The 13,378-nt window shown below is 38.1% G+C and carries 10 protein-coding genes; 7 read left to right on the top strand and 3 right to left on the bottom strand.

Features of this window, described 5'->3' with window-relative positions:
• Nucleotides 1-166 precede the first annotated feature (166 nt).
• Nucleotides 167-907 carry a DUF975 family protein gene (locus tag JZO76_RS08010; RefSeq protein WP_206903582.1) on the top strand — a complete coding sequence of 247 codons (741 nt, stop codon included), beginning with the start codon at nt 167-169 and terminating at the stop codon, nt 905-907.
• Nucleotides 908-1,030: 123 nt separating this feature from the next.
• Here the strand turns inward: JZO76_RS08010 and JZO76_RS08005 are convergent, their stop codons facing one another.
• On the bottom strand, nt 1,031-3,667 hold the full coding sequence (locus tag JZO76_RS08005; RefSeq protein WP_206903581.1) for a cation-translocating P-type ATPase: 2,637 nt from the start codon (nt 3,665-3,667) through the stop codon (nt 1,031-1,033).
• 726 nt (nt 3,668-4,393) lie between these two features.
• On the opposite strand from JZO76_RS08005, the gene JZO76_RS08000 reads away from it, so the two are divergent.
• A complete protein-coding gene (locus tag JZO76_RS08000; RefSeq protein ID WP_206903580.1) occupies nt 4,394-5,005 on the top strand; it encodes a CPBP family glutamic-type intramembrane protease in 612 nt (203 codons plus the stop codon).
• A 175-nt stretch (nt 5,006-5,180) separates the two neighbouring features.
• Here the strand turns inward: JZO76_RS08000 and queA are convergent, their stop codons facing one another.
• Entirely contained in the window at nt 5,181-6,212 is a 1,032-nt protein-coding gene (gene queA / locus JZO76_RS07995) for a tRNA preQ1(34) S-adenosylmethionine ribosyltransferase-isomerase QueA (RefSeq protein ID WP_206903579.1), read from the bottom strand.
• Nucleotides 6,213-6,385: 173 nt separating this feature from the next.
• Here queA and JZO76_RS07990 point away from each other — a divergent pair, with 173 nt between their 5' ends.
• From JZO76_RS07990 to JZO76_RS07970, 5 genes are all read left to right on the top strand, one after another.
• A complete protein-coding gene (locus tag JZO76_RS07990) occupies nt 6,386-7,273 on the top strand; it encodes a VOC family protein (protein WP_206903578.1) in 888 nt (295 codons plus the stop codon).
• A 348-nt stretch (nt 7,274-7,621) separates the two neighbouring features.
• Nucleotides 7,622-8,785: a betaine/proline/choline family ABC transporter ATP-binding protein gene (locus tag JZO76_RS07985; RefSeq protein ID WP_206903577.1), complete on the top strand. Its 1,164-nt coding sequence runs from the start codon at nt 7,622-7,624 to the stop codon at nt 8,783-8,785.
• 3 nt (nt 8,786-8,788) lie between these two features.
• Nucleotides 8,789-9,427, top strand: a complete 639-nt coding sequence (locus JZO76_RS07980; protein ID WP_206903576.1) for an ABC transporter permease — start codon at nt 8,789-8,791, stop codon at nt 9,425-9,427.
• Complete coding sequence (locus JZO76_RS07975) at nt 9,424-10,341, top strand: osmoprotectant ABC transporter substrate-binding protein (RefSeq protein WP_206903575.1); 918 nt, start codon at nt 9,424-9,426, stop codon at nt 10,339-10,341. Before JZO76_RS07980 ends, JZO76_RS07975 begins: the two co-directional genes overlap by 4 nt.
• 10 nt (nt 10,342-10,351) lie before the next feature.
• Nucleotides 10,352-11,014 carry an ABC transporter permease gene (locus tag JZO76_RS07970; protein WP_206903657.1) on the top strand — a complete coding sequence of 221 codons (663 nt, stop codon included), beginning with the start codon at nt 10,352-10,354 and terminating at the stop codon, nt 11,012-11,014.
• A 531-nt stretch (nt 11,015-11,545) separates the two neighbouring features.
• Here JZO76_RS07970 and JZO76_RS07965 read toward each other — a convergent pair.
• The gene (locus tag JZO76_RS07965; RefSeq protein ID WP_206903574.1) at nt 11,546-13,372 is read right to left on the bottom strand and encodes an APC family permease; all 1,827 of its coding nucleotides are present in this window, start codon (nt 13,370-13,372) and stop codon (nt 11,546-11,548) included.
• Between the last annotated feature and the right edge of the window lie 6 nt (nt 13,373-13,378).

The following is a 13,378-nucleotide window of genomic DNA, read 5'->3' as shown; positions in this document are numbered from 1 at the left end:
GGCTCGGGAAAAAATTTGCAAGGTCATAATTTCTACTGTTATTTTCTCTTAATAAATGTGCTTTTATTCCCTTAAAAAAAGGCAAAATACAGAAAAATTCTTGTAATTTTCCAAAAGTTAAAGTTTTTGTTATACTAATATTACTTTGAAAAAGGAGTTGAAAAAAATGAAATCATCTGGTGAATTAAAGTTAGAAGCAAAACAAATGCTACAAGGGCGCTGGAAAGATGCCGTTTTAATGAACTTAATCCCAACGGTTATTGGTATTGCAATTGCAGCAATTATTATCATTCCTCTTATTGCTATTATTAGTGGTATCGCACTTTTTAGTCCTGATACATTGGATACCGTTTCAAATGGGATTCAAAACAGTAACGGTGATGTCTCTTGGACAGCACAAATTGGACAACAAGGTGGCGGCATTATTAGCGGGCTTCTGACCTCTATTTTTGTCTCTGGAATGTCTTGGACTTTCTTAGATATTTACCGTGGCAAACGTGTGGACATCCATCCAATGAGTGATATTTTCCGCGCATTCAAAAGCCCTTATCTAGTTGGCGTTGTATGTATTTACTTACTTTCAACAATCTTTATTGGTTTGTGGTCTTTACTATTCTTAATTCCTGGGATTGTTAAAAGTTATTCTTATTCACAAGCGAACTTTATCTATTACGATATTTTAGATGGTACTGGCCAAAAACCAGGTTATCTTGAATGTATTACTGCAAGCCGTCGCTTAATGAACGGCTACAAAGGCCAGTTATTCTGGTTGGATCTAAGCTTTATCGGTTGGCACATCTTGGCCGTATTGACTTGCGGTATTGGCTACTTATGGTTAAATCCTTATATTTATGCCACTAAAGCAGCTTTTTACAACAACTTACCAAACGAAGCCGAAACTTTTTAATAAGTCATGCTAGTGTAAAAAGATCAAACACAAAAAACCTCTGTTACTTTCATTTTAGATGAAGGCAACAGAGGTTTTTTTATCTTAGCGTAAAAAGAGCGTTCTAAAAATTTCAGGAATTTTTTATTCTTCGTCAGTTGAAAAATGAAACTTAATCATTTCATTTACAAATACCGGGACGATTGATAAAATCGCCACTAAAAACCAGTGATTTAAGCTAATATGCACTAAATTAAACAAGTCTTGTGTAAAAGGCAACAAAGCAATTGCAGTTGTAATCAAAATCGCTAAGACTGCCATTTCAAACAATGATTTATTCGTTGCTAATTTCACTTGGAAAATCGAACGACTGCTCCGAACATTAAAAACATGAATAATCGAAGAATAGGCTAAGACTAAAAAGGCAACCGTCTGACCTACTTCAGCACTTGCATCTACCCATGGACTAACGCTATCCACAAAAGAACCAAGATAATAACCAAATAGTGTTACTACAGTAAAGATACCTGCATTTACCGCAATCTTCTGCCAAAGACCACGGGCAAAAATTCCTTCATGAGCTGGAATTGGTGGCTCATTCATAATTCCCGCTTCAGCTGGCTCTCTTCCTAAGGCAAAGCCTGGCAAGCCGTCTGCTACAACATTTACAAATAGCAATTGCACAGCACTAAATGGTGCTCCCCAGCCAATCAGCATGGCAATAAGGACAATGAAAATTTCTGAGATATTACAGCTTAATAAAAAGTTGATCGCTTTACGGATATTTTGATAAACAGTTCGTCCCTGCGCAACTGCATCAACAATTGTAGCAAAATTATCGTCGGTTAAAACAATATCTGCTGCTCCTTTGGCAACATCTGTCCCGGTAATTCCCATCGCACATCCAACGTCACTAGCATTTAGTGCCGGTGCATCATTGACACCATCTCCGGTCATGGCCACGACAGCACCCGTTCGCTGCCATGATTTTACAATTCTGATTTTATCTTCTGGTGTTACACGAGCATAGACGGTTAAATCTTTTACTTTTCCATCTAATTCATCATCGGTTAATTTTTGCAATTGCGCCCCGGAGATTGCTTGATTTTTGTGATTCAAAATACCTAGCTCTTTGGCGATTGCACTAGCAGTTACCACGTGGTCCCCTGTAATCATAACGGTCTTAATTCCTGCCTTGCGTGCTTTTTTAATCGCACCTTTACTTTCAGGTCGCGGCGGATCGATCATCCCCACTAATCCCAGTAAGCGTAAATCTTGTTCCAAATTTTCCGAAGTGATCTCAGTTGGCTCTGCCTCAAAGATTCGATACCCAACTGCAATGACGCGCAACGCCTTTTTCCCAAAACGATCATTTACAACTTGTGCCCGCTCTACGTCCCCATAATGAAATTTGGGCATTAAAACATCAAAGGCGCCTTTGGTAACGGAAAGAAATTTCTTATTCCCCATTTTATGCACCGTTGTCATCATCTTGCGCTGTGAATCAAAAGGCAATTCTGCAATCCGCGGATATTCTTCATCTAATTCTTTTTTTGTATGATAATTTTCTTCAATCGCTCTTACAATGGCAACTTCTGTCGGGTTACCCTTAACGATTACTTCATCATCTTCGCCTTTTTCTACAATGACATCGGTACAAAGGCTGGCAATTTTTAATACTTCCATCGCTTCATCTGTCATGCCATCTTCAACATCTGTTACTTCATCACCTCTAGACCAAACACGGCGAACCTGCATTTTATTTTGAGTCAAGGTACCAGTTTTATCCGAACAGATCACACTTGCAGTCCCGAGCGTTTCGACTGCCGGTAATCGTCTAATGATTGCATTTTTCTTGGCCATTTTCTGCACGCCATAAGCTAATGTTAATGTGACAATGACAGTTAGGGTTTCAGGAACTGCCGCAACAGCTAAAGAAACCGACGTCATAAACATCTCTAAAATTGGCTCATTTTGTAAATACCCAATTAAAAAGACTAAAGCTGCAGCAACCAAAGCAATTAAACTGATTCGTTTGCCTAATTGATTTAACCTTTTTTGTAAAGGTGTCAAAGAAGTGCCTGAGTCACTTAACAAGCCCGCAATTTTACCCATTTGCGTTTGCATCCCGGTAGCAGTAACAATCGCTTGTCCGCGTCCATTTACGACAGTACAGCCTTTGAAGACCATGTTTTGCTGATCTCCTAATGGCAATTGTTCCTCACTAACAAAATCAGCATCTTTTTCCACCGGCTCACTTTCCCCGGTCAACGCAGACTCCTCAATTCGCAATTGGGAAGCTTGCGTTAAACGAGCATCCGCCGCAATCATTGCACCATTTTCAATAACCAATAAATCACCTGGTACTAATTCATCCGCATCGATATCTTTTTGCTGACCGTCTCTTATAACAGTTGCCGTTTGTTTGTTCATATCCTGCAACGCACTGAGCGCTTTTTCAGCATTTCCTTCTTGCACAATTGTCAAAACCGAATTAATGACAATAATCGCAATAATCAAAATTCCTTCAAATAAGTCACCATGATCCGTTGCAATGGCGGTGTAAAACGAAATAATTGCCGCTACCATTAAAACTAATGTAGTAAAATCCGTTAAACTTAATAAAATTTTCTTTAGCATGGAATCTTTTTTTTCTTCAGCAAAACGGTTTGGTCCATATTTTTCATAACGCTTTTTTACTTCATCTTGACTAAGGCCTGCTTTACTTTGTGAAGAAAACTCCTTCACTATTTCATCTGCTGTTTTTTTATAATAGTCCATCATCTTCTCTCCCTTTAATTTGATTCACAATCTAACTATAACATATGATTTTTTAAGACCACAAATTATATGCGGTTTTTTCACAAATGTTCATATTTTATTCATATTTAAGGTAGGAATTTTCTTTTGAAAAAGGTGAGTTTATTACTTGAAAGCGCTTTTATATCGTGCTATACTATGGGTGTAAGGAAGGAAGATATTTGTTGGAAAGGAGATCTCGAAAAGAAGAAAAATTAAACAAGCTAAAAGTTGTTCGATGTACAAGATTCACCTAGATTTATATGTGTGAAGTAGCACCAAATTATAAATAGTGAATGCGTATTAGAGGTTGAGAATTAAGCAACATGTAGTAAAAAAATCAATACGTAACAATTACAGGATACAAAATTACAAGTGAATAGCAACAAGAATCACATGTTTTAGTGTAGAAAATGTAGTGAAAACAAAATTTTATGTTTAACACAAGAGATTAATACTTTGCATATATAAACTGCAAATACCCTTTTCAACAAATCCTTCCATGATATAAAAGAGGATGGGCACTCGAGAGCCCATCCTCTTCTTTTTGTCTTTTTAACTATTGCAAAAAAGTATACAAATAGTATTTCGATAAACTTCAGTGTTGCTCTTTTGATTATCTAAAGCGCTATCTTTTTTCATTAAGAAGTTTGGCTGTTACAATAATTTATGTAGGTCACGCTAAAAAAATAGAAAGGAGAAATTTAAATGAATCGATTAGAATCAAAGCCACTACAAACACGCAACATTGTGCTGGGTGCTTTATTTTTATGTATCGGGTTTACACTATTATCGCTTTTCACATGGGCCTGGTGGGCACTGCTATTAGGAAGTATCGCTGCTTGGCTTATCGTCTTTAAGAAAGACTTATTTACTATTTTTACCTTCCCAAAGCATCCTTGGATTATACTAGTAGGATTTGTCGGTTACTTAATTTTAGGTATTGTTGTTGGTACCTTGGCTAATTTTTTAGGTTTTTCTTGGGCAGGTAATCCCATTGCCAACCAGCTGGGCAGTATGCTGTTAAAAATCCCCTTTATGTTAATGGGAGAAGAATTATTAGGTATCGGCATTTTAGAAACCGCTAGAAATAAAGGTCTATCTTTAATGAGTAGCTCACTTTTGAGCGCCTTGATTTTTGGCTTGATGCATAGCTTTGTTTATTGGGATGGTTCCATATTTTCAACCTTGCTCCACGTTTTACTGCTCCAAGGAGTGGCACGCCTGATTTTTAACTCCGTCTATTTAAAAACAAATCACAGTATTTGGGGCTCTTGGCTTTCTCATGTATTGGTGGATATTGTTACGCTTATTTTCTAATTCACTTTCGCCACATCTCAAACCGGCAAAATGCTTTTAACTTGTCAAAACCTAGTTAAGGGAGGATAAATCTTTATTTCCCCATAAAAAATTCCTAAGCGGATATTTCCCTTTAAAATTAGAGCAAAGCTAATCTTAAAGGATCACTACCTGCTTAGGAATTTTTTTACGCCATTTATTTTACAAACATTGCGTCGCCAAAACTAAAGAAGCGGTAACGCTCGTTTATGGCATGTTGATAAGCATCCAAAGTTAATTTACGACCGGCAAAAGCACTGACTAACATAACTAATGTTGATTTTGGCAAGTGAAAGTTGGTACTGAAAGCTTGGACAACTTTAAATTCATAGCCTGGCGTAATAAAGATATCCGTCCAACCGCTATCTGCCTTAATTTCACCATCAAATTTCGTACCAATTGTCTCCAAGGTACGAATGGATGTCGTTCCCACTGCGACAATCTTGCCCCCATTTGCACGAACATCATTTAACACTTGGGCGGCTTCTTCGGTCAGACGATAAAATTCACTGTGCATCTGGTGTTCAGCGATATTATCGACACTAACCGGTCGGAATGTGCCAAGTCCCACATGTAATGTTAGATAAACCAATTTGACCCCTTTTGCTTCAATTGCGGCTAATAATTCAGGGGTAAAGTGTAATCCTGCCGTTGGTGCTGCCGCCGAACCATTTTCTTTTGCATATACTGTTTGATAGCGATCTGGGTCTTCTAAACGTTCTTTGATATAAGGTGGTAACGGCATTTCTCCTAATGATTCCAAAATTTCTAAGAAAATGCCCGTATATTTAAAAGTAATAATGCGACCACCATGTTCTAACTCTTCTTCTACCACGGCTTTTAATCTACCATCGCCAAAAACAATTTCTGTCCCCACTTTAGCTCTTTTAGCAGGTTTAATCAGTGTTTCCCATGTATCACCTTTGGTATTGGTTAAAAGCAAAACTTCCAAATGGCCCCCTGTATCTGGTTTTTCGCCATGCAAACGGGCTGGTAAAACACGCGTGTCATTCATGACTAGCGCATCGCCAGAATTCAATTCATCAATAATATCCCCAAAGTGTTTGTCTTCCATTTCACCTGTTTGCCGATTTAAAACTAACAAACGTGAACTAGAACGTTTTTCCAAGGGCGTTTGCGCAATTAGTTCTTCTGGCAAATCAAAATCAAAATCTTCTGTTGTTAACATATTTACCACTCTTTTCCTGAAATTGTCTTTTGTATTTTAACACTTTTTAGAAGCCTTGACGATGAATGAGACACAATACTTGCTGAAAAGACTTTTAGCAAGTATCCTTACATTAAGTAAGAGAAACTTAGCCCCTGCTTTGTTTTCTCCAATTTTAAAAAGAGGTGTCTTTTATGCCAGCGTTTCATCATATTTCGTTATTAACCAAAGACCGCAATCAAAATGTTGCGTTTTATACTGAACTGTTGGGTATGCGTTTTGTTAAAAATACTGTCAATCAAGAAAATAATAGAATGCTACATTACTACTACGGGGATTATACCGGCAGTCCCGGCAGTGTTGTTACTTTTTTTGTTGTGCCTCATCTTGGCCAACGATATGATCACGACCACTTTTTAGCCACGATTGGATTAAAGATTCCAAACAATAGTTTGAATTATTGGCAAGAACGGTTAGAAAATGCCGGTGTTGCGGCTACCCAACAAGAAAATCAACTATTTTTTGATGATCCTGATAATGTAGCTGTAATCTTAACAGAAGTACCAGAAGGTCCATTAAAATCTAAATTACAGGTCAAAAATGATATTCCTGGTGACAAACAAATCCTCGGGTTGGCTTCAACACAACTACATGTAGCTGATCTCGAAAAAACGGCGGACTTTTTCAAACGCTATTTGGATTGGGATGTGGTCGCTGGTCAAATCAAACTAAGTGAAAGTGAACATTTAGAAATTTATCAAACAAAGACCCCAGAAAAAATGCGGATGGGTCGTGGTAGTATCGACCATGTTGCCTTTGCGGTAAAAGATGATGCTGCCTTAGATGATTTATATAAAAAAGCACAAGAGCAAAATTGGAATATTGAAGAAATTATTTCCCGTGGTTACTTCAAGAGTCTCTATATTCGTGAACCAGGTGGTAACCGACTTGAATTTGCTACGATGTCGCCAGGCTTTACTATCGATGAACCTTTGGAAACGTTAGGGGAAAGTTTTGCTTTACCACCATTTTTAGCTGATAAGCGGGCGGAAATTGAAGCCAATTTATATCCAGTTGACTAAAAATATTTTACTTAGGTCCAGTGACAATCTTTGTCACTGGGCCTTTTTTTTGCATACATGTTCTGTGTCTGGAATTTTTTTGAAACAAAGGGCATCAATTTAAAAATATACGAAATTAATTTGAGTTTATCTGTTTAATAAGAACTACAGATTGCCTTTAGGATTTCGTTATCCCGACGTGAATTTTTTCATACAGGATTTAAATAAGCCAAAAATAATAAAACGCTGTCATTCACCCTTTAATTCATTTATTTTTGCAAAAATATGCGTATTATTTGTCATATTTTCCATTTACTTTCATACTAGTAGTGATACCTACAGGGAAAAAAGATGAAGAGGTGAAGCACATTGATCGAATTTCAACATGTAACAAAAATTTACAAAGGCGGCAAAGTCGCTGTCGAAGACGTCAATTTGTCTTTTGATAAGGGGGAATTTATCTGTTTTATCGGCACAAGTGGTTCTGGTAAAACGACTTGTATGCGGATGATTAACCGGATGAATGAACCGACAAAAGGAAAAATTTTAATTAATGACAAAGACATCAAGGAAGTTAATCCGGTGGAATTACGACGCAAAATTGGCTATGTAATTCAAAATATCGGCTTAATGCCCCATATGACGATTCGAGAAAATATTACCTTGGTCCAAAAGCTACTGAAAGTAGATGAACAAACTCGCAAAGAAACTGCAGAAAAAATGATTGATCTAGTGGAATTACCACGAGAAATGTTAGATCGTTACCCAGCTGAACTCTCCGGCGGTCAACAACAGCGCATTGGGGTAGTACGCGCCCTTGCAGCCAACCAAGACATCATTTTAATGGATGAACCTTTTGGTGCCTTAGATCCCATTACCCGTGACGCATTACAGGATTTAGTGAAGGATCTACAAGAACGTTTAGGTAAAACGATTGTTTTTGTTACCCACGATATGGACGAAGCTTTAAAATTAGCCAACCGCATTGTCATTATGAGTGAAGGTAAAGTGATCCAATTTGATACGCCAGAAAATATCTTGCGTAATCCTGCGAATGAGTTCGTCGAAGAATTAATTGGTGAAGACCGCTTATTACAAGCCAAACCCGATACAACCACCGTTGGCGAAGTTATGCTAAAAAGCGCGATTACGATTACACCAGAAAAATCTTTACGTGAAGCAATCTCTTTGATGCGGGAAAAACGCGTGGATACGCTACTGGTAACAGATAACAGCAAAATATTAAAAGGGTTTATCGACGTCGAGTCTATCGATAAAATGCGCGGAAAAGCCTCTAGTGTGGGGGATATTTTGAATAAAGACGTCTTTTATGTCAAAGAAGATAAATTACTACGGGACGTGTTGCAGCGCATTTTAAAACGGGGCTTAAAATATGTTCCAGTGGTGGATCAAAAAACCCGCGTCGTCGGAATTTTAACCCGTGCCTCATTGGTTGATATTGTTTACGATGTTTTATGGGGTGATGAAGCTTCCATCAGTGAAGCGATTGAATCTGCAAAAGAGGAGGCGTAAAGCATGGCTGATTTTTTTGCAAAACACGGTTCTGAAATTTTAAATAAAAGTTTTGAGCATATTTATATATCTTTTTTTGCTTTACTATTAGGGATTGTTATTGCAGTGCCTTTAGGTGTTCTTTTGACGCGCTTTAAAAAAGCAGCTAACATTGTGATTACAGTCACCTCTGCGTTGCAAACTATTCCCTCTCTTGCACTTTTGGCATTGATGATTCCCATTTTTGGTGTTGGAAAAGTACCGGCGATTATTGCCTTATTCATCTATTCGCTTTTACCAATTTTACGGAATACCTACATTGGGATGAAAAATGTCGATGGCAATTACCTAGATGTCGCCCGCGGAATGGGCATGACGAATTTGCAGTCAATTTTTAGTGTGGAACTGCCAATTGCGATGCCAACCATTATGGCCGGAATTCGCTTAGCCTCAGTTTATGTCATCGCCTGGGCAACGCTAGCCTCTTATATCGGTGCTGGCGGTTTGGGGGATCTAATTTTCAGCGGGTTAAATAACTACCAACCTGATTTAATTTTTGCTGGGACTATTCCAGTAACACTATTGGCTTTATTAAGTGATTTTCTTTTAGGTTTATTAGAAAACTATTTAACGCCAAAAGCTTTAAGGGGGGCAGACGAATGAAAAAATTAAAAACACTCTTCCTTACGCTGATGACGACGGTTTTATTAGCTGGTTGTTCATTTCCTGGACTAGCTTCTTCTAGTAGTGAAAATACAGTTGCCATTACTGGTGGTATTACTTCTGAAGCACAAATTTTAGCGAGTTTAGTCGCTGGTATGATTGAACACTACACCGATTTGGATACGACAATTATTAATAACTTGGCGACTACTACAATTAACAACCAAGCTATGGTAAATGGCGACGCTCAAATTTCAGCCGCGCGCTATACCGGGACTGACTTAACTGCCACCTTGGGCATGGAACCGGTCAAAGATCCCGCCGAAGCTTTTAAGATTGTAAAATCCGAGTTTAACAAGCGTTATCAACAAACTTGGTTTAAATCTTATGGTTTTGACAATACGTATACGTTTTTAGTTCGCAAAGATACAGCTGAAAAGTATAATTTGAAAAAAATCAGCGACTTAAAAAATGTAAGTGACAAGCTAGTTGCCGGCGTCGATACTTCTTGGATTAATCGTAAAGGTGATGGGTATGACGGCTTCCAAAAAGAATATGGTTTTTCATTTAAAAATATTTTACCGATGCAAATTGGCTTAGTTTATGACGCAGTAGCCGCCGGCAAAATGGATATCGTATTAGGCTACTCCACCGATGGCCGGATTGCCAGCTACGACTTGGTGATGTTAGAAGACGATTTAAAATTCTTCCCACCTTATGATGCAGCTGCTATTGCCGATAATGCATTGTTAAAAAAATACCCTGATTTACAGACGGCATTAGGACGCCTAGAAGGTGTTATAGACACCAAGCAAATGCAAAAATTAAATTATGAAGCCGATAATAATTTAGTTGAACCTTCTGTCGTTGCAGAAAAATTTCTTAAAGACAACCACTATTTCGAAGGGAAGTGAGTAGATGGATCTGCAAAATATGAATTTAGCCGAACAATTTGTTTATTACTTTAAAGAAAACGGCAGCTACGTTTTCAGCCAGTTTTTACGTCACTTCTTAATTTCGATTTATGGCGTGTTACTCGCAGCGATTGTGGCAATTCCACTAGGGATTTTAATTTCTAAAAGACACAAATTAGCCGATTGGGTGATTCGGATTGCTAATGTCATTCAAACCGTACCGCAGCTGGCAATGTTATCCATTTTAATGATTGGATTAGGTCTAGGGGTAAATGTCGTTATCGTAACGGTTTTCCTTTATTCTATTTTACCGATTATTAAAAACACATATACGGGAATGAAACAGGTCGATAAAAATGCTTTAGATGTTGGTAAAGGGATGGGGATGACTAGCTGGCAGCGTCTTTACATGATTGAATTGCCGCTTTCCATTTCCGTTATTATGGCCGGAATTCGTAACGCCTTAGTGGTTGCAATCGGGATTACAGCAATTGGTGCTTTTGTGGGTGCTGGCGGTTTAGGCGACATTATTATTCGCGGTACAAATGCTACAGATGGTGCTTCAATTATCTTAGCCGGTGCTTTACCAACTGCTTTAATGGCGATTATCACAGACTGGATTTTAAGCATTGTAGAACATCGCCTAGATCCCGCTGGCAAAACTTCAAAATAATAATAAAAGTTTTTCAAACTTGTTTTACTCGCAAGCAATAAGACAGAATTGCAATAAATTGTTCTGCAAATTTCTTGAAATTTTGGCTTATTGTCACAGCGAGTTAGTTTGAAAAACTAGACATCAATAAAAGTTTTTCAAACTCGGTTTACTCGCACGCAATAAGACAGAATTGCAATAAATTGTTCTGCAAATTTCTTGAAATTTTGACTTATTGTCACAGCGAGTTAGTTTGAAAAACTAGACATCAATAAAAGTTTTTCAAACTTGTTTTACTCACACGCAATAAGACAGAATTGCAATAAATTGTTCTGCAAATTTCTTTGAAATTTTGGCTTATTGCTGGCGCGTTAGTACATGAAGCTAGCTAGTTAGAAAGCTTTGGTAAAGCGATTTATTCATTTGAGAATGCTAATTTTAGTTAAAAACATATCAGTGCATCAACTAAAAAAGACTTGAAAAAAATACCGACTGTTAAGAGCTAGCGTAAAAACTAACCTTTAACAATCGGTACAAAAATTCAAGTCTTTTTTATTTTTTCAAATGGTAACTATAGGTGCTGACGACAATATTTTGACGCCAAGATAAACGCATCCGCAAACGTAAGCTTGTTTGGTTGTGCAAAATATTTTGCCAACGTCGCCGCGGTACGAATTGGGGAATGATAACCGTTGTCGTATAGTTGTGTTTCACGGCATTTTTACTCACTAAGTCGACGTAACGGATAATCGGATTTTCAATCGAACGGTAAGAGGAATGAACAACAGAAAAACGTACATCTGGGAAGTTTTGTTTAAACTCTGCTTCAATTTCTTTTTCTTTTTTTACATCTTCATCTAATGAAACGTGCATCGCAACCACGTAATCACCAATAGATTGGGCATAATTTAGTGCCCCGACATTTACGCGGGTCACATTACCAACTAAGACAATCACGGTATTGCCGTCGTAAGTGTGAAGTTTGGCTTCATCTTCCATTAAACGCAATTGCTCGGCAACTTTCCGATAGTGATCATGAATCTTGTAAAAGATAAATAATAAAACCGGCATAATGATAAAGAATGGCCAAATATCACCTAGGCGATAAGCAAACAAGATTGTAATAATCGCATATGAGATAAAGGCACCGACAATATTTGCAATGGATTTTTTCAACCAGCCACTGCCTTGTTTTTGCCAGTGACGGACCATCCCGGTTTGTGATAACGCAAACGGAATAAATACCCCAATAGAATAAAGCGGAATCAATCGCTCTGTCGAACCTTGGAAAATAATCAACAAGACAATAGAGCCTGCTGCAAGGGTTATGATCCCATTGGAATAACCTAAGCGATCACCACGATCTTGATACATATGCGGCATAAATTTATCTTTTGCTAAATTATAAGCCAAAACTGGAAAAGCTGAAAAACCCGTATTGGCAGCCACAGCCAAGATTAAAGCTGTCGTAAATTGTAATGCATAATACATAATTCCGTGACCAAAAACAGCTTCCCCGATTTGAGATAAAACTGTTACCTCTTGTTCAGGGACGATCCCATACCAATAGTTGATAAAAGTAATTCCGACAAAGAAGAAGCCTAAGATACTCGCCATGATTGCTAGCGTTGCAGCTGCATTTTTTGCCCGAGGTTTTTTAAAGAAAGGTACAGCGTTACTAATGGCTTCCACCCCAGTTAAAGAAGATGAACCAGAAGAAAATGCTCGTAAAATTAACGCAATCGAAATTCCCGGAATCGCTGCTCCAGGTAGCGCCGTTGCATTAAGTGGTTGTGCACCGCTAATGATTTTAAATAGACCAACAGCAATTAAAATCGTGATTACGGCAATAAATGTATAAACCGGCACCATCAAAAAGCTAGCCGACTCTCTTAATCCTCGCAAGTTCATCATCATAATCAGCAAAACGATGAAAATGGAAATAGCCACTTGGTGTCCATACAACGCCGGTACAGCTGACGTAATCGCTTCAGCTCCAGCAGAAACAGATACCGCTACGGTTAACATATAGTCAATTAAAAGGGAACCTCCGGAAATCAGGCCCGCATTCCGCCCCAAATTCTCACTACTAACGACATAGGCGCCCCCGCCATGTGGATAAGCATGAATGATCTGCCGATAAGACAATGTCAAAGAGACCAACAAAATAATGACAAATGCTGCAATTGGCAATGAATACCAAATTGCAGCTGTGGACAAAGCGACTAAAACAACAACAATTTGTTCTGTTCCGTACGCAATTGAAGATAGTGCATCAGAAGATAATAATGCTAACGCCGCAAACCGCGTTAATTTTTGTTCATCATTTTCTGCTGATTTTAAAGGCCGTCCCACTAACAGCCGCTTTAAATAATTCACTTTTCC

This window comes from Candidatus Enterococcus myersii, assembly GCF_017316025.1.
Classification (GTDB): domain Bacteria; phylum Bacillota; class Bacilli; order Lactobacillales; family Enterococcaceae; genus Enterococcus_C; species Enterococcus_C montenegrensis.
This window is presented reverse-complemented; position numbering and strand designations above follow the sequence as displayed.